Here is an 18,183-nt window from a genome sequence, read left to right on the forward strand (position 1 = left end):
TTGTTTAACTTGCTTTATCCAAGTCTCTTTTAAAACGTGGTTTCTCTAAATAAGTTCCCAGTCTCCACACATATTCCACTGGCCCCATTCGGTATTTCTGGAGCCAATAGGTGCTAACGAATAATTGAATCGTATAAATTCCGATGGTTAAAAGAATACCGAAGAAATAGCCGATTTTCCCGTATAAGCCAAATCCATATGCGTAAAAAATAGTTGTTGCGATAATAGATTGCGCTAAGTAATTACTAACGGACATTTTCCCCATGTTCGCCATGTATGTTAGTAGACGGGTTGCTTTTTTGTAATGGAATAATAAAATGATTGTGCTTCCGTAAAAGAAGGTCATAGTTACTGGTGTAAGGCCATCTTGTAACATAATTAAAAGCGGGTGCTTTACGAACATAGCTAAGATTTTAATTGTAAAAGAAAAGAGACCGGTGGCAAACCATATTTTTTTGACAGCAGGTATATGTTTATTGACCTCAAATAGCCAGCCTTTTTTCCCTACATACATTCCGAGTAGAAACAGTGGAGACATAAAAATTATTGCGAAAACTGATATGAAAAATAATCCGAATGCACCGTCAATTCCCATGTAATCAAAAGGATTTTCAGTCAATCTAAAGTTGACGTGATCCATATAGCTTCCAGTTTGATGGACTTTATGTTCTTTTTCAGTATAAGGTGCAAAATCATTTATATTTGTAGATGGATCAGTTTGATAAGACATAAGTGTAATAAGTGCGAGTAGAATAATCGCCCAAATGAGCAAAGTTTTCGGTTTTCGATTGATGAACATCATTAAGAAAACCCCAATTATTCCGTATGCAAATAAAATATCTCCCTCCCAAACAAAAGTGCCGTGAATGTAGCCGAGTAGTAAAAGAATGATAATACGTCTTATGTATGTGGGGAAGAATTTTTTTCCTTTTGCGATAATACTTTTTTGTAACAAAATAATGCTAAGTCCAAATAGAAAAGAAAATAGGGATATAAAGTTATGTGTGCCGAAGAATTGAATAAACCAATTAGCGCCTTTATCAAGATCGCCGAATAGATAAGTTGGTTTTTCACTGGTGAAGAACCCGAATTGAATTAATGTCATATTGACTAGTAAAATGCCAAACAAAGCGAAACCACGAATTGCATCAACAGCTTCTACACGTTGATTCATTTTTCCTCTCCTCGTATATTCGTTTTTATATTGAAAATAATACCATTTTATAGCTGGCACTATGTCAAATATGAGGAAATTTAAGGTGATTTTAAGATAGAGAGCAAACAAAAAAATCACCTTAATTCATGTATTAAGGTGATTGAAATATTATTCAGCTGGAGGCGTAAATGTACGTTTCTCTAATTCAGCATCTAGCATAAACAGTGCGTTTGAATCGCTTGTAATACGTTTTAATTTTTGAATGATGCTATCGAATGAAGCTTCTTCTTCAACTTGTTCGTCAACGAACCATTTTAAGAATGTAATTGTTGCATGTTCACGCTCGTCCCAAGCGATATCAGATAAGTTGTAAATACGTTTCGTTACTTCACGCTCGTGCTCAAGTGCGACTTCAAAAGCGTTTAATACAGATTTGTATTCGTTATTCGGATTATCAAATCCAGTAATAATAGCGCGTTCTCCGCGGTCATTAATATAGTTGTAAAGCTTCATTGCGTGGAAACGTTCTTCTTCAGCTTGTACAAGGAAAAAGTTAGCGAATCCATCATAGCTCTCAGCTGTACAGTAAGCAGCCATTGCCATATAAGCATGGGCAGAGTAAAATTCAAAGTTCATTTGTTCATTTAATGCGTCGTGCAATTTTTTTGATAACATAAAATCCCCCTTAGTATTGTGACAATAATATTATACCATAATTGATAATATTCTCATTTAGATACTTCGAACCTTTTCGAAAGCTTTGTGACGTGTGCATCCATAATGTCTTGTAAGTCTAAATCATATTTTTGCGAAAGAATAATAAGGTTAGATAGTACATCGCCAAGTTCTTCTTTTAGTTCTTGTTTTAGCTCTTCTTCTGTTTTCGCATCTTCATCAGGGCGATCGCGGCCAATTTCAATAGCACGAACGACTCGTGAAACTTCCCCAACTTCCTCGGTTAAGAAATTTAAGCGAATAAAGGCATTATACTGTGACCAGCTTCGTTTTTCGTAAAATTCCTCAACCCATCTTTGAAATGCAACGATATCCATTTCTTCCTCATCTCCTCAATATGTTGTACAATGTTCATTGTATCATAACAATATATAGTTTCGGGGTGTAGGGATGAGAAAGATTTGTGTGTTTGCAGGTTCTAATTTAGGGGAGAGACCAGAATTTAAAGAGCAGGCAATTCAGTTAGGTAAAATGTTTGTTGAGAACGACTATGAGCTCGTATACGGTGGTTCATGTGTCGGATTAATGGGAGAAGTAGCAAACGAAGTTCTTCGTTTAGGTGGACGTGTAACAGGTGTTATGCCGCGCGGTCTATTCCGAGGAGAAATTGTGCATACAGGATTAACAGAATTAATTGAAGTAGAGACGATGCACGAACGTAAAGCTAAAATGGCAGAGCTTGCAGATGCTTTTATTGCGCTTCCAGGCGGATACGGAACGTTTGAAGAACTATTTGAAGTTGTATGTTGGTCACAAATTGGTATACATAATAAGCCGGTTGGTTTATTAAACATAAAAGGTTTTTACGGACCAATTTTGCAAATGGTTGAACGTGCAGCGGAAGAAGGATTTATGAATCCATCAAATAAAGAATTGATCGTTTCAGCAGAGACAGCAGATAAACTGATTCATGCAATCCAAAATTATGAGCGTCCTGTTTTGGGAACGAAGTGGAAGCAACTATCATAGCAAATACGGAAACACATGTCGTTTTAATTTAAGATGGCATGTGTTTTTAATTTGGTTAAATATGTTAATTTTTAGATGTAATGTTTTTGGAAAAGGAGAAAGAGATGGAGGAGTTTGTGTATTTAAGACCGGTCTTTAAAAGTATTTTAGCAGCATCTATTCTTGTTATGCTAATTGTTTTGAGACAGAAGAAAGAGTTGATTAATGAATTTTCGCTTTGGTTTATTTCGGTATTATGTATCGGTGTTTCCGCGATAACGTTGTTTATGTCTGGATTTATCGTTGATGAGTATAATCTAGGTGGAGATCCACAATCGTTTTGTATGTTTATTGCGATTGGTTGTATTAGTGGTCTGAATTTCATTATTTATTACAGAAGGCAATAAAAAGAGGCATTCCGTATTACTTTGGAATGCCTTTATTATTTTGATTGCTTTGTTTTTTATACAGGTACCAGCCACCCCAGCCGCCACCAATTGCTACGACAACAAGGAAAGCATAGTCCTTAACCTCGACACGTATATTGAAAATATTAGCTATAAGTAAGAGAATCCCAACTGTTATTAACGCAAAAAATGCTCTAATTAAGTAGTCTTTCAACTGAACCACTCCCGTCATTTAAGTAGTAAATGATGAATTTGGAAAAGCTTTTTGGGTCTATGATACTAAAGGGTGTTTCCTATATTTTAACATAGATGAGATTGTAATATATTGATAAAAGTAGGGGAGAGGGGTGTGTTAATATTGTCGTGATTTGTCGATAAGTCGATATAATTGAAAAATCGCTGATATATTGGATGGAATCGCCGATATAATTGGAAAATCGCCGATATATTGGAAAAATCGCTGATATAAATTTCATGTACCAGCATGCGCGATCAATCTATAGAAAAAAGCGACTCTGAACGAGCCGCTTCCGCTTTTAATTATTATTGATTCAAGAACGCACGTAGCATCCAAGCGTGTTTTTCTAGTTCTGTGTAGATGCCTAGTAGTAGGTCAGATGTCATTTCATCGTCAGAGTCTTGAGCGATTTCCATGCCTTTTTTCAGTTCGACTAGCATCATTTCGTAGTCTTTCATGATTGCTTCGACCATCCCTTCTGCAGTTTCTCCGTATGCTGCTTCTTGAATAGAAGATAGTTCTAAGTATTCTTTCATTGTTGCTACTGGTTTGCCGCCAATTGCTAAAATACGTTCTGCAATTTCATCGATGTGAGTAGCTGATTCTGTGTAAAGTTCTTCGAATTTCTCGTGTAATGTGAAGAATTGAGGTCCTTTTACGTACCAATGGAAGTTGTGAAGTTTTGTGAATAAAACGCTCCAGTCTGCTACTTGTTTGTTTAATACTTCGATTACTTGTTTGTTCATTATGATCAATCTCCTTTTGAGTTGTTATGTGATATCAATTACTAATTTATAATAATTATAATCTAGTAATCTCTATAAATCAACCCTTTTGCTGGAATTAATTTGAACAAATTATGAACTGTTGTAAATAAAAGGCCCTATTACGGTGAAGTAATAGGGCCTTTGTTTGAGGTATGGCTCTTGTTCTAAACGAGCCGCTTGTGCTTTTAATGATATCCAGCTCCGGTGGCTAGACCAGTCGGTCATTTCGCGCCTTCCTGTGAGGCAAAGAACGCCTCTTCGTCAGGAGCTCCAATGCCCTCCTGTTCTGAGCAAGTCACCTCCGCTTTTAATTGATATCCAGCTCCAGCGGCTAGAATCTCCGGTCATTTCGCTCTCTCGCTCGAAGCAAAAAGCTCTTCAAGGTCGAGAGCTTGAAGTGTCCTGCGATTCTGAACGAGCCGCTTCCGCTTTTATTTGTTAAACAGCCTTTTGTTTTTCTTCTACATCTTGCCCATCCCAGCACTCTGTATTCTTTAAGCCAGGGATAGAGTTTGCAACGAAGACAGGATCTTTTCCTTGTTTCTTTTGCTTCAAATAGTCTACTAATGCAGCGTAAGCAAATTTGCTAAGGAATGAGATGGCAATTAAGTTTGTGAATACCATTAGTCCCATGAATAAATCAGCTAAACTCCAAACTGTTTTAAGAGCAGCGATTGATCCGAAGAATACCATTCCGACAACTGCAACACGATAAATCATTAACCATGTTTTACTTTCTTTAATGAATGCGATATTTGTTTCACCATAATAGTAGTTTCCTAGAAGTGAACTGAAAGCGAATAGGAAAATAATAATCGCTAAGAAAGTGCTTGCCCACGGTCCAATTTGTGAACTTAATGCGTTTTGTGTTAATTCGATACCTTCTAAATTTGATCCTTTGTAAAGTCCAGAACATAATACGATAAATGCTGTTGATGTACATACTAAGAATGTATCTACGAAAACGCCTAACGCTTGAACAAGCCCTTGTTTTACAGGGTGAGATACATCAGATGTTGCGGCTGCATTAGGAGAACTACCCATTCCCGCTTCTGTAGCGAATAAACCGCGCTGAATTCCGAACTTGATTGCTGCTCCAATACCACCAGCGATGGCTTGGTCTAAACCGAATGCACCGTTAAAGATTTCCATGAAAATGCTTGGTAACATACTGAAGTTGTTAATAACGACAAAAATAGCCACGCCGATATAAACGATTGCCATTGGCGGAACAATCATTTCTGTAATACGTGAAATGCTCTTAATGCCACCAAAAATAATAACTGCAACTAATAAGGCTAATAGAGCTCCTACGATTGTTCGCTCTAGTCCAAAAGCATTTTCAAACGCTATTGTTACTGTATTTGCTTGCACTGAATTGAAAATTAATCCGTACGCAACTGTAATAAGAAGTGAAAACCAGACGCCCATCCAGCGTTTGTTTAACCCTTTTTCCATGTAATATGCTGGTCCACCACGGAACCTACTTCCATCTTTTACTTTATAAATTTGCGCAAGTGTACATTCTACAAAACTAGTAGCTGCTCCGATAATTGCGATAAACCACATCCAAAATATTGCGCCAGGTCCACCCATTGAAATTGCTAATGCTACACCAGCTAAGTTTCCGATACCGATACGTGCTGCTGCACTTAAGCAAAATGCTTGGAATGGTGAGATGCTATCTTTCTTTTTTTCTTTTCGATTAAACCCTTTACTAATTAAGCTGACCATCTCACTGAAATGAGTAATTTGGACAAATTTTAATTTAAAAGAGAAGTAAAGACCGAAGCCGATTAGCATTGCAATAAGAATATATGACCATAAAATATTATTCGTTACCTCAAGGAATCTGCTAAAGATATCAACCATATAATACACTTCCTTTTTTCGTAATAAGAAAATTATATGCAAAAAATATACGAGAATCAATTTTTCTAAAAAATTATGTTACTTAAAACATTTTTATGTTATGATTATGTTACATCGTAATATTTTTAGAATTATTTACATTTTAAAAAACTAAATTTAAAGCGAGAAGGTGGGGATAATTTGAAAGAAGATTCTTTATGGAAAGTAAGCCTTGAGAGTTTGAAAATGAGAAGTAATATATTTTTTATCATTACATCTTTAAGTATCTTTTTAGGGTCCACTTATTATTACAATAAAAGATTTCCAAATCACAAATATCCTGAGTGGTTAGAATTTCTAAAGTTGATTGGATGAATAAAAGACAGAAAAACAGAAAATTAAAATAAACAAGTTATGGAGGAGCTAAAAATGAATATTAGAGAAAGTGAACTTCCGGGTATTGGTTATAAGTTTCAAATCGTTACGAAAGGTAATGAAAAGATGGTAATTGTCATTCATGATGATGGTCGTAGAGAAATGTATCATTTTGATTCAGACCATGAAGAAAGCATCTCAAGTATTTCACTACGTGACTCAGAGGCAAGACAAATCGCTGCAATATTAGGTGGAATGGTATATAAGCCTAGGGCGTTAGAAAATGTTGAGATGGTTTTTGAAGGTTTAGCGATTGAGTGGTTCAAAGTGGAGAATACAGCTCCAGCAATCGGAAAAACAATTGGCGATCTTGAAATAAGAAAAACATATAGCGTAACAATAATCGCGGTTATGAAGAAGAACATGAAGAAGCTATTTAATCCAGGACCAGAAACAGTAATTGAAGAAGGAGATATGCTTGTAGTTTCAGGTGAGAGAGAAGAAATTAAAAAAATCATTAATGAATTACTTTCAAATAGGGGGGACTGATTAGATGGATACGTTAATTTTTGAAGTTGGTACAGCTTTAGTTTTAGTGGCAATTGCAGCAGTAATTGCTGGAAAATTTAAATTCTCAGTAATTCCTTTTCTAATCGTTCTTGGAATGTTAGTAGGACCGCATGCACCGACAATAGGTGTTATCGATCTCAAATTTATTGAAAGTGCAAGTGTAATTTCCTTCCTTGGACGAATTGGGGTTCTATTCCTTCTATTCTATCTAGGATTAGAATTTTCAATGAAAAAACTAATTAAATCTGGACGCTCTATTGCGATTGGCGGAACGATTTATATTTTAATTAACTTTTCACTTGGTTTGTTATACGGATTTATAATGGGATTCCCATTACTAGAAATCTTAATTATTGCGGGTATTATTACGATTTCTTCTAGCGCTATCGTTGCTAAAGTGTTAGTGGACTTAAGAAGAACTGGTAATAATGAAACCGAATTAATTTTAGGAATTATTATGTTTGAAGATATATTCCTTGCTGTATATTTATCAGTTGTTTCTGGTTTAGTACTTGGAGATCACGCTTCCTTCTTAGGTGCCCTTACTTCAATTGGAATTGCTTTAGGATATATGCTTCTATTCTTTATAGTAGCTAGAAAGGCTACGCCGTTATTAAATAAATTGCTCAATATTAGCTCAGATGAAATCTTTATTATTGTAGTATTTGCTTCGTTATTCTTCATTGCTGGTTTTTCAGAAACAATTCACGTTGCAGAAGCAATTGGAGCACTTCTTCTAGGATTAGTTTTCTCTGAGACAGAGCATAGTGACCGAATTGAACATCTTGTTGTTCCATTTAGAGACTTTTTCGGAGCTATTTTCTTCTTCAGCTTCGGGTTAAGTATTGATCCGTTCTCATTAGGCGGAGCGATATGGTTAACGTTAGGTGCTGTCCTTCTTACGATAATCGGTAACTTTGTAGCAGGAATGATTGCAGGAAGACAAGCTGGATTATCTCATAAAGCATCAACAAATATCGGATTAACAATCGTTTCCAGAGGAGAGTTCTCCATCATTATGGCTAATATCGGTATCGCCGGTGGTTTAATGTCAGTACTGAAACCGTTCTCAGCACTATACGTGCTTATACTATCCATTTTAGGCCCACTTCTGACAAAAGAGTCGAAGAATGTATATAAATTCTTAAATAAAATCTTTAAGTGGGATACGAAGACTAACTAAATTAAAAAAATAAAAGTACAAGATATTTCCTGCTTGTACTTTTATTTTGGTGATGAAAATAGTAAAGAGAGGTACATGATGTTAGGAGAGTTGATTCATTCGGTTTTAGTTTTTTTAGAAGGAATTGGTTATTGGGGAATTATGCTTGGATTAATGCTAGAGGTTATTCCAAGTGAAATCGTATTGTCTTATGCAGGCTATTTAGTATCAACAGGAAGCATTACATTTTGGGGCGCTGTCGCGTTCGGTACAATTGGTGGTGTAATTGCACAACTATTCATTTATTGGATTGGTCGATATGGAGGAAGACCTGTTCTTGAGCGATATGGAAAATATATTTTAATTCAGAAGAAACATATTGATTATGCTGAAGATTGGTTTAATCGTTATGGAACTGGCGTTATCTTTACCGCACGTTTTATTCCGGTTGTGCGTCATGCTATTTCGATACCAGCGGGTATTGCGAAAATGTCACATGCTAAGTTTATTACGCTAACTACATTAGCTGTTATTCCGTGGTCAATTGTGTTTGTATATTTAGGTTTTAAATTAGGAACAGAGTGGGAAAGTATTAATAAAGTTGCGGGGCCATATGTGAAATACTTTGCACTTGCTGCTATTGTTTGTGCAATTGGTTATTTTGTATTAAAAAAAATGATGCAAAAAAAGTGATTACAGAAAAGGAATCTATGTCGACGTAGATTCCTTTTTATTGGCATTTTTTCAAGGATGAAAGAATACGTTTAATATTTACCATATTGTGGCATACATATAGAAAAAGGGTGCTTGGAAAGGGGAATAAAGAGAAATGGAACTCCAGTTTCAAAATGTATATCAACAGGTAGAGAATTGGTATGTGTTGGATTCGGAGCTTCCTTGGGATGTCAAAAAGTTGAGAGAGGATTTGTTTTCTCTTATTGAAGTATGTAAAACGCCCGTTATTTTTTGTGATACGTGTGATGCAAATGATGTGCTTCTATCATTAGGGGAAGAGGAAGAAGAGTTCCTATTCCCAGTAGGTGGTTTTTATCATAAAGAAAAGCAATTAATTTTCGTTTGTATGTGGGAAGAGTATGATCAAGTTCTCAAAACGCTACTGCATGAATTCCGCCATGCGATGCAGCATAAGAGAGATATATTGTATGTGGGAAGTGAACGGTACGAAGAGCGGTGGATTGAAAAAGATGCGAGGAAGTTCGCGGAGAGGAAATTGGATGAATATAAGAGTAGAAAGTTAATGTAAAGCATAGTGGAGAAATAGCGCTGTGCTTTTTGCTTATTAAAAATAAGTATTTGACTTTTATTAAGTTTAGTTCTAAACTAATGATATGAAACGAGCGAGGTGATGAAATGAAAACAGAAGATAGACTAGGGCTACTATTATGGTTTCGTTTGTCACGCTTTTATAATAAGAGTATTCGTGAGACGAATCAGCATTTGAAAAAATGGAATATATCTGCCGCCCAGTTTGATGTGTTAGCTCAAGTTGGAGGATATAATCGTTTAACGCAGCAAGAACTTGGAAATAAGCTATTTGTTACGAAAGGAAATGTAACGCAGCTTTTAAATAAAATGGAGCAGCTTGAGTGGATTTTGCGTGAACAAGAGGGTACTACGAAATATATTTCTTTAACAGAAAAGGGAAGAGCTTTATATGAGGAAATCGTCCCACCTCAAGAAACGTTCCAAGCAGAGAAGTTTCATAATTTAAATATAGAGGAACAAAAGCAGTTATTAACACTATTAAAAAAGTTACAGTAAGAAAAAATTTTAAAATAAATCTCGAATTCGAGATAGTATGAGGTGAAGGATATGTTTAGAAAAGTTGATCATAAAAATATGGGCAGAGCAAATCATGGTTGGTTAAATACACATTTTCATTTTTCTTTTGCCAATTACTACAATCCAAATAAAATGAACTTCGGAGCGTTACGTGTTATTAATGATGATCTAGTAGCGGCGCAAACTGGTTTTGATATGCATCCGCACCGTGATATGGAGATTATTTCTTACGTTGTAGATGGTGCTTTAACACATGAAGACAGCATGGGAAATCGCGGAACGATTGAGCGTGGACATGTTCAATATATGAGTGCTGGCACGGGTGTATTTCATAGCGAGCATAATTTAGGCGATGAAACGCTGCGTTTATTACAAATTTGGATTTTACCAGACCGTGCGGATCATAAACCAAACTATGGTGAGTTTAAATTTGATTGGAGCAAGCGCGAAAATGAATGGTTCCATATGGTATCTTCAGTAGAAGGAAATGCACCAATTCAAATTCACCAAGATGCGAATTTATACTCCTTATCATTAGAGGCTGGAAAAGAAATTCATTTTCCAGTGAAAGAAGGCCGTCAATTGTACCTTGTACAAATTGAAGGAAGCAGTGTAATAAATGGTGAAACGTTTGTTATGCGTGATGCAGCAGAAGCGGTAGAAGAAGATATTCATATTGAAGCAAAAGAGCAATCTCATTATTTAGCAATTGAATTGAAAAAACAATAAAAGGTTTATAGAAAAGAGGACATCCGATAGATGTCCTCTTTTTTTGATTAGAATTGTCTGAAAAATGTTTCTCAAATTTTCGGTAGAGGTATCGGCTGGGAAAATAAGAATTGTATAAAAGTGTCAAAAATCTTTATGGGAATGGGGAATGTTATAGTGAAAAAGCAAGTCATTTCATCAGCATTAGCGTTAACTGTTATCGCCGGGGGATTTGGAGCGTTTGGGGCAACGACAACGAAAGCGGAAGAACAAAAAATTCAATATCATCAAGAATTTAAAACACCTGCATACATAGGTGAAGAATGGAAAGCACCGGAAGGACTAGATAAAAAAGAGACAGTCTTTCAATACTTAGAGAGTAAGAAAGATATGTTTAAATTAGCAGGAAATATTGAAAAGCATTTTAATATCGTTGGGGAAGAAAAAGACGCTGAATCTGATACGACACATGTGAAGCTAGTTGAGAAACATAATAACATTCCTGTGTACGGTTCTGATCAAACTGTTACACTTGATAAAGAGAATAATGTAAAAGCATTCTTCGGACAAGTTATTCCGAATTTAGATGATAAAAATATTCCTGCAGCTGCAAGCATTACTGCGGAACAAGCAGAAACGATTGCAAAGGCAGATATTGAGAAAGAAATTGGTAAAGTAAAGAGTTATGACGGTGTGAAAAAAGATTTGTTTGTATATGAAAAGGACGGTAATTACTACCTTGCATACTTAGTTAAGGCATCGATTTCAAAACCAGCTCCAGGATATTGGCATTATTTTGTTGATGCAACGAATGGAAATGTTATTGAGAAATATAACGCTGTAGATAACATTACTGGATTTGGTTACGGAGTATTAGGTGCTAGACAATCATTTGAAATTGCTCAAGATACGAAAACAGGACAATTCAACTTGTTTGATGGTAAACGAGGACAAGGCATTCATACATTTGATGCAGAAAATATGGACGAGAACTGGTTTAATTTATTCTCACAATGGCTTGGATATACAGGAGAAGAAGTTGAAAGTAAATCTAAGTTCTTCGAAGATAAAGCTGCAGTTGATGCGCATGTAAATGCAGGGAAAGTATATGATTACTACAAAAAGACATTTAATCGTAACTCTTTCGATGATAAAGGTGCGAAGCTTATTTCAACTGTTCACGTAGGTACAGCTTGGAATAACGCAGCTTGGAATGGTGTGCAAATGATGTATGGTGATGGAGATGGAAAAACTTTCATTCCATTATCTGCTGGACTTGATGTTATCGGTCACGAATTAACGCATGCTGTAACTGAACATACAGCAAACCTTGTTTACAAAAATGAGTCAGGGGCGTTAAATGAATCGTTATCTGATATTATGGGTGTTATGGTTGAGAAGAAGAGCTGGGATTTAGGTGCTGATATTTATACACCTGATAAACCTGGTGATGCGCTTCGCTCTCTTAAAGACCCAGCGTCTATTCCAAACCCATTAAAACCAAGTGAAGGTTACCCAGATCACTATAGTAAACGTTACACTGGAACAGCTGATAATGGCGGCGTTCATATTAACAGCAGTATTAACAATAAAGCTGCATACTTAGTATCTGAAGGCGGGGATCATTACGGCGTGAAAGTAACTGGAGTGGGCCGTGAAGCGACAGAAAAAATTTACTACCGTGCTCTTACGAAATATTTAACTGCAAACTCTGACTTCAAAATGATGCGTCAAGCGGCACTTCAGTCAGCTGAAGATTTATACGGTAAAAACTCTAAAGCTGTACAAGCTGTAACGAAAGCCTATGATGCAGTAGGTGTAAAATAATAAGAGAAAAGACCTGACATCCTAGTCAGGTCTTTTCTTTATCCCGCTATCCGCAAATGATGAAATTTCCACTTTATTTAGTCGCGAATACCTAATGCGATTTTCGCCATACGTGACATACGTTCTTTCGACCACGGTGGATTCCAAACGACATTTACTTCTATTTCATTAACTTCAGGTACGTTTGTTGATAATACTTTTTTAACGTCTGATACGATTTGCCCAGCCATTGGACAACCGATAGAAGTCATCGTCATCGTAATGACAGCATTATTATTTTCATCTGCTGTAACATCATAAACTAATCCAAGATTAACGATATCAACACCTAGTTCAGGGTCAATAACAGCTTCTAAATTGGCAAGTAATTTATTTTCAAATGCTTCTTGTGACATAAGCAGCCCCTCCTACACTTTAATGATATCGATTCTCATTATAACGGAAATGAGCATAATGTGCAGGAAATGAGCTCAAAAAAATATCCCTCTTCACAAGAGGGATATTTTTTGAACATCTATTCTGTTTTAAAATGAGATACGAGCTGATCTAACTCTTCAACTGTTTGTTTCATTTTTCTAGCAGTTACTGTCATTTCATTCATAACAATAACTTTCTGTTCAGCAGATTGTGCCGTTGCGGCAGTTTCGCTGGATACTTCAGTAGAGATAGAAGCGATGTTATTAAGTGAAGCATTCATTTCTTCAGCACTTGCAGCCATTTCTTCAGCAGTTGCTGATATATCTTGCATTTGAGTAGATACTTTATTTACTTGTTCCACAATTGTTGTGAAAGAAGTACCAGCTTCACGAATAACATTGATACCTTCAAATGCTTCAGAACGGCCTTGAGACATCATAGAGCTAGCAGTTTCTGTATCATTTTGAATTTGATGTAGTAATTGATTAATGTCTGTTGCAGCTGTTTTAGATTGTTCAGCAAGTTTTCGAACTTCGTCAGCTACGACAGCAAATCCTTTTCCTTGCTCGCCAGCACGAGCAGCCTCAATAGAAGCATTTAAAGCAAGTAAGTTTGTTTGCTCAGCAATATTAGAAATAGATTGTACAGCAGTATCAATATATTTCGTATGAGTGATTAGACGTTCAACCACTTCTGACGTAGCATTTACAGCTTCGTGTATTGTTGTCATTTGTGAAACAGATTTTTGGATAACGGTACTTCCATCGCTAGCATGTTCAGATGTGGCAACAGCAAGTTCCGCTACAGATGAAGCAGATTCAGCAATACGCTGAACACTTACTGCCATATCGTCCATTGCAGTTGAACTTTCTTCCATACTAGAAGTTTGTGATTGAATACTTGCATTTAAGTTGGACATCGAGCTTTGGACTCTTAATGTCGCCTCACGTGATGTATTCGTTTTTTCTAGCATATTTTCAGAAGCGGTTTGTACTTCCACTGATGTTTTTTGAACGCGATTAATGATATGTTGTAGGTTTTCTAACATTTTATTAAATGATGTTGCGATAGCACCGATTTCATCGTTGCTATTTACTTGTAGACGTGCCGTTAAGTCACCTTCTTGAGAGGCTAATTCTTTTAGTTTTGTATCAATTTGTTGAATTGGTTTCACAAGTTTACCAGAGAACCACCATGCAAGAATAATTGCAACGACAATACAAATAACAAGTGATAGAAAGACTGCATATTCAATTCCTAGTGAAGATTGATCAATTTGTTCAATAGATTGTTCACGTAATTTAGCTTGTTCATTACTGTAATTTGTGAAGTCACCAATTACTTTATAGACCGTTCCGTTTTCTGAAGAAGCTACTTGTAAAGCTTCTTCCCATTTTTGTTCTTTTGCAAGAGTGAATACTTTTTCTTCAACGAACTTTCTCCAAGTAGACCCTAATTCCATTGTACTTTTTACGGACGAAGAAAGATTTGGATTAGAAAGAAGTTTATCTTTTGAATCCTCAAGACGTTTACTCATCTCATTAAACTTGTCTAATTCGACTTGATCATGTTGTAGTAAATAACCTCTTAAAGCAGATAGCTGTACTTGATAAGCGTCTCCACGCTCTTTCAATTCTGTTGCCAGTGGAGAAATTTCTTTTTGTAATGTTTCAGCTTTACGAGATTGGTCAATAGCAAAAAATAAAATAAAAGCTAAGGCGATGCCAAATAAAGCGCAAATCGTTCCCATCATGAACATAAGTTTTTTTCTGATACTTACAAAATTCATATGATTAAAAGCCTCCTTTGTGAAATCTTAGTATTAGAATTAATAAATGTAAAAAATTGAAAGAAAGCTTTACTCCATTTGGAATAAAGCTTTCTTATTTCCTTTAGGAATTATAGCAGACGGAATGAGAGATAGAAAGAGATATTTTAAATTGAAAAAAGAGAGACTGTAAAATTTTCTTTCCTATACCTTTGGGCTTGTGTCATTACAAGCGAAAGGTTCACTTTAAGCGTTTGTTTTGAAATGAGAGACGAGAACTTCAAGTTCTTGTACGATTGTTTTCATTTCAGATGATTTGTTAGCCACGATACTCATTTTGTTTACTTGATCACCAGCTGAATGTGCTGTTTGTAATGTTTCTGCAGCAACTTCATTTGAAATAGAGGCGATATTATTTAAAGCTGCGTTCATTTCTTCAGAGCTTGCAGCCATCTCTTCAGCAGTTGCAGACATTTCTTGCATTTGCGTAGAGACTTTGTTAATGTGGTTAACAATTTCTGAGAATGAAGATCCGGCAGTACGAATAACAGTAATTCCTTCAGAAGCTTCTGCTTGGCCTTGTGTCATCATGTCATTTGCTATTTTAGTATCGGCTTGAATTTGATGCAGTAAATGGTTAATGTCAGTTGCGGCTAGTTGAGATTGTTCAGCAAGTTTTCGAACCTCATCAGCAACAACAGCGAATCCTTTTCCATGTTCACCAGCACGAGCTGCTTCAATAGAAGCATTTAAAGCGAGTAAATTTGTTTGCTCGGCGATATTCGAAATAGATTGAAGTGCAGTATCGATATGATTTGTATGTGTAATGAGTCGCTCAACTACTTGTGATGTAGCGTTAACAGCTTCGTTAATTGTGTGCATTTGTGTAATAGATTTCTCAATGACTTTATTCCCATCATCTGCTTTTTCTGAAGTTGTGACAGCTAAACTAGTAACAGAAGAGGCGGACTCAGCGATACGCTGAACACTTGTTGCCATGTCATCCATTGCAGTTGAACTTTCTTCAATGCTAGAAACTTGTGAACGAATATTGTGTTCAAGAGCATTCATAGTTTCTTGGGTCCTTGCGGTATTTTCCATAGAAGCAGTCGTTTCGATAAATACATTTTCGGAAGCTTCTTTTACACTTGTTGATGTTTGTTGAACTTGTTTTATTATATGCTGTAAGTTAGTGAGCATTTGATTAAAGGAATTTGCAATGTCACCTATTTCATCTTTACTTGTTACGTGTAATCTAGCCGTTAAATCTCCATCTTGAGAAGCTAATTCTTTTAACTTCTCATCAATTTGTCGAATTGGTTTAACGAGTTTACCAGAGAACCACCATGCTAATAAAATAGACGTTAATGTACATGTAATGAGTGAGAAGAAAATAATATATTGAATAAGTGATGAAGAAGACTCGACGTCAGCAATTAATGCGTCACGTTTCTCATTCTCTTCATTTGTATATTTATTAAAACGATCTAAAAGATCATTTACATAATCTGTTTGTGCTAAAGCAATTTTGGATGCTTCGTCCCATTTTCCTTCACGAGCAAGAGGTAGTACCTCATTATCTATGACGCTACGCCATTTTCCCCCCATTAAAATAGCTTCTTTCATTCCTTCTGGGAGCTTCTTGTCACTTGTTACTTTCTCTCTAGTATCAGCTAATTTTTTCCCTTCTCGGTTGAACTTATCTAATCCTTTTTGATCATGTGATAGTAAATATTCTTGTAAACCAGCAACTTGTGCTTGGAACCAATCGCCACGTTCTTTTAAAATCGTCGCTCTTTTTGATACATCATTTTTTAACGTTTCGATTTCACTTGCTTGATTCATGGCGAATGAAAGAATAACAATAAGAGCAATGCTAAATAAAGAAGAAATGCTTAAGAGTGTGAACAGTAGTTTTTTTCGAATACTAACATATTTCATCGTTACCCCTACCCTCATTTAAACTGTTTATTATGATTTATGGATATTTAAAACGAAATTAATAAAAACATTATTATGAAGTTATTAATCTGTTCAATGAAAATTATAGCAGATAATGGAAGGAGTCAGATTGGTATTAGAAAAAGTTCTTAAAATGTATACATTTGTATATCATAAAATTCATAAATAAATATTAGAAATGCTATTGAAATTTGAAATGACATCATGTATACTTCTAATTAGTTGATAACGATTATCAGTATCAACTAAAACATTACTCTTCGTTATGTTGGTCATACCCCTTTTTGACGGCGTAAGTCAGAGACGAAATGTTGAAATATCTTGTGTCCTATTCTACAGAATTATGGTAATCTCCAACCTCAACTTATATGCGTGAGCATGCAAAAAGGATCCTATCCGTGAAGGGATCCTTTTTTGCATGCTGTCGCAATTATTGTATATAGACCAGGGATACGTTCTTCGATTCCTTCCGGTGCAGTAGAAGGGAAGAGCCATCTTTGATGAGGTCCGTGTTCTTCAACTAGTTTTTCAATTTTAAAATGTTCTTCCGCGAGTGTTGTAATGATTTCTCCTAACGTCCAGCGACGGATGGTTGTTTTAGGTAGCGATTCTTTCTGTGCTTCTGTAAGAAGGATGCTATAAGCAACATCATCTTCAATTAATTCTTCATCGAAATAATTTCCACTTGCTCGAAATGATGGATGGTCTACTCCTAATAGCTTTGTGTATATTGGATGGTAATCGCGAAGGATAAGTATTCCACCGGGCTTTAGTAGTTGAGAGATTGTTGTGAAAAGTGGTTTTAAATCTAGAAAGTAATGAAGTACACCAAGTTCCAGTAATACGATATCAAATGATTTGGAGAGATTTACATCTAGTACATCAGAAACGATGTAATGAATAGAGACGCCTGCGGCTTCCGCAAGTTCATTTGCATATTTTGCATTACTTGCTGAAATATCAACAACTGTTACGTCAGAGCCTAAAAGGGCGAGTGCGACAGCTTTATTTCCTTTTGAGCCGAGTAAATTAATAATACATTTTCCTTTTGGGGATTTTATGTAAGGTAAATAATGTGCTACTTCGCGCGTGGGATCTTTCATGATTTTTTTCGCATAATCAGCTGGTGCCCCGTGGCGATTCGTCCAAGCTTCATAAGCAGCTGTATTCCAGCTTTTTTCATTTATAGTGCTTAGTTGTTTTTGGTTCAATGTTATCACTCCTTTTGTGAACGTATAGTTATTCGGCAGGGGGATGGGATTTCCTTTTCTTTCTGGATAAAAGTTTGATTTTTCTGTGATTAATTCGTACAATACTTGTTATACGTAAAAGCGTTGAAAAGGAAAAGTAGGATGAACACATTCTTTCCAGAGAGCTTCGGTAGCTGAGAAGAAGCAAGAATATTCATTTGAACAATGGCCTTTGAGCTTCGTCCTGAACTTATCAAATGATAATAGTAGGCGGCGACGAGAGTTGGTACTCGTTATCA

At 36.0% G+C, this 18,183-nt stretch carries 19 protein-coding genes and 1 other annotated feature (1 of these 20 cut by a window edge); of the genes, 9 read left to right on the forward strand and 10 right to left on the reverse strand.

Annotated elements, in window-relative coordinates; translation table 11 throughout:
* Positions 1-4 precede the first annotated feature (4 nt).
* From QO049_RS02040 to QO049_RS02050, 3 genes are all read right to left on the reverse strand, one after another.
* Positions 5-1,174 (reverse strand): DUF418 domain-containing protein, encoded by a 1,170-nt coding sequence (locus QO049_RS02040; protein ID WP_001076359.1) that lies wholly within the window; start codon positions 1,172-1,174, stop codon positions 5-7.
* 150 nt (positions 1,175-1,324) lie between these two features.
* Positions 1,325-1,831, reverse strand: coding sequence for a ferritin (locus tag QO049_RS02045; RefSeq protein ID WP_000949404.1), 507 nt, complete (start codon positions 1,829-1,831; stop codon positions 1,325-1,327).
* A 53-nt stretch (positions 1,832-1,884) separates the two neighbouring features.
* Positions 1,885-2,208, reverse strand: coding sequence for a MazG nucleotide pyrophosphohydrolase domain-containing protein (locus QO049_RS02050; RefSeq protein ID WP_000355749.1), 324 nt, complete (start codon positions 2,206-2,208; stop codon positions 1,885-1,887).
* Positions 2,209-2,281: 73 nt separating this feature from the next.
* Between QO049_RS02050 and QO049_RS02055 the strand changes: the two genes are divergently transcribed.
* The gene (locus tag QO049_RS02055) at positions 2,282-2,860 is read left to right on the forward strand and encodes an LOG family protein (protein ID WP_001225751.1); all 579 of its coding nucleotides are present in this window, start codon (positions 2,282-2,284) and stop codon (positions 2,858-2,860) included.
* A 104-nt stretch (positions 2,861-2,964) separates the two neighbouring features.
* Positions 2,965-3,246 carry a hypothetical protein gene (locus QO049_RS02060; RefSeq protein WP_000390910.1) on the forward strand — a complete coding sequence of 94 codons (282 nt, stop codon included), beginning with the start codon at positions 2,965-2,967 and terminating at the stop codon, positions 3,244-3,246.
* Between the two features lie 16 nt (positions 3,247-3,262).
* Here the strand turns inward: QO049_RS02060 and QO049_RS02065 are convergent, their stop codons facing one another.
* The 3 genes from QO049_RS02065 to QO049_RS02075 form a co-directional block, all read right to left on the reverse strand.
* Positions 3,263-3,460, reverse strand: coding sequence for a hypothetical protein (locus tag QO049_RS02065; RefSeq protein WP_000656313.1), 198 nt, complete (start codon positions 3,458-3,460; stop codon positions 3,263-3,265).
* Positions 3,461-3,789: 329 nt separating this feature from the next.
* Entirely contained in the window at positions 3,790-4,230 is a 441-nt protein-coding gene (locus tag QO049_RS02070) for a Dps family protein (protein ID WP_001041895.1), read from the reverse strand.
* 459 nt (positions 4,231-4,689) lie between these two features.
* Positions 4,690-6,123 carry an alanine/glycine:cation symporter family protein gene (locus tag QO049_RS02075; RefSeq protein ID WP_000227591.1) on the reverse strand — a complete coding sequence of 478 codons (1,434 nt, stop codon included), beginning with the start codon at positions 6,121-6,123 and terminating at the stop codon, positions 4,690-4,692.
* A gap of 408 nt (positions 6,124-6,531) precedes the next feature.
* Between QO049_RS02075 and QO049_RS02080 the strand changes: the two genes are divergently transcribed.
* The 7 genes from QO049_RS02080 to QO049_RS02110 all read left to right on the forward strand — a co-directional run bounded on the left by QO049_RS02080 (position 6,532) and on the right by QO049_RS02110 (position 12,547).
* On the forward strand, positions 6,532-7,026 hold the full coding sequence (locus QO049_RS02080; protein ID WP_001026075.1) for a cation:proton antiporter regulatory subunit: 495 nt from the start codon (positions 6,532-6,534) through the stop codon (positions 7,024-7,026).
* 4 nt (positions 7,027-7,030) lie between these two features.
* Positions 7,031-8,230 carry a cation:proton antiporter gene (locus QO049_RS02085; protein ID WP_000380223.1) on the forward strand — a complete coding sequence of 400 codons (1,200 nt, stop codon included), beginning with the start codon at positions 7,031-7,033 and terminating at the stop codon, positions 8,228-8,230.
* A gap of 78 nt (positions 8,231-8,308) precedes the next feature.
* On the forward strand, positions 8,309-8,902 hold the full coding sequence (gene uptA / locus QO049_RS02090; protein WP_284489105.1) for an undecaprenyl phosphate transporter UptA: 594 nt from the start codon (positions 8,309-8,311) through the stop codon (positions 8,900-8,902).
* Between the two features lie 136 nt (positions 8,903-9,038).
* Entirely contained in the window at positions 9,039-9,473 is a 435-nt protein-coding gene (locus QO049_RS02095) for a DUF3920 family protein (protein ID WP_000422800.1), read from the forward strand.
* A 107-nt stretch (positions 9,474-9,580) separates the two neighbouring features.
* On the forward strand, positions 9,581-9,991 hold the full coding sequence (locus QO049_RS02100) for a MarR family winged helix-turn-helix transcriptional regulator (RefSeq protein WP_000845468.1): 411 nt from the start codon (positions 9,581-9,583) through the stop codon (positions 9,989-9,991).
* A gap of 51 nt (positions 9,992-10,042) precedes the next feature.
* A complete protein-coding gene (locus QO049_RS02105) occupies positions 10,043-10,741 on the forward strand; it encodes a pirin family protein (protein ID WP_097998973.1) in 699 nt (232 codons plus the stop codon).
* A 156-nt stretch (positions 10,742-10,897) separates the two neighbouring features.
* Positions 10,898-12,547 (forward strand): M4 family metallopeptidase, encoded by a 1,650-nt coding sequence (locus QO049_RS02110; protein WP_000745121.1) that lies wholly within the window; start codon positions 10,898-10,900, stop codon positions 12,545-12,547.
* Positions 12,548-12,624: 77 nt separating this feature from the next.
* Here the strand turns inward: QO049_RS02110 and QO049_RS02115 are convergent, their stop codons facing one another.
* From QO049_RS02115 to QO049_RS02130, 4 genes are all read right to left on the reverse strand, one after another.
* The gene (locus QO049_RS02115; protein ID WP_000076422.1) at positions 12,625-12,942 is read right to left on the reverse strand and encodes a metal-sulfur cluster assembly factor; all 318 of its coding nucleotides are present in this window, start codon (positions 12,940-12,942) and stop codon (positions 12,625-12,627) included.
* 119 nt (positions 12,943-13,061) lie between these two features.
* Complete coding sequence (locus tag QO049_RS02120; protein WP_016110910.1) at positions 13,062-14,753, reverse strand: methyl-accepting chemotaxis protein; 1,692 nt, start codon at positions 14,751-14,753, stop codon at positions 13,062-13,064.
* Between the two features lie 225 nt (positions 14,754-14,978).
* Positions 14,979-16,673 (reverse strand): methyl-accepting chemotaxis protein, encoded by a 1,695-nt coding sequence (locus tag QO049_RS02125; RefSeq protein ID WP_048568699.1) that lies wholly within the window; start codon positions 16,671-16,673, stop codon positions 14,979-14,981.
* A gap of 413 nt (positions 16,674-17,086) precedes the next feature.
* Positions 17,087-17,905, reverse strand: coding sequence for a class I SAM-dependent methyltransferase (locus tag QO049_RS02130; protein WP_048568698.1), 819 nt, complete (start codon positions 17,903-17,905; stop codon positions 17,087-17,089).
* A gap of 114 nt (positions 17,906-18,019) precedes the next feature.
* Positions 18,020-18,183: a binding site (T-box leader), on the forward strand (it continues 107 nt past the right edge of the window).

Origin of the sequence: Bacillus sp. RB3 (assembly GCF_030164735.1) — a bacterium.
Classification (GTDB): Bacteria; Bacillota; Bacilli; order Bacillales; family Bacillaceae_G; genus Bacillus_A; species Bacillus_A cereus.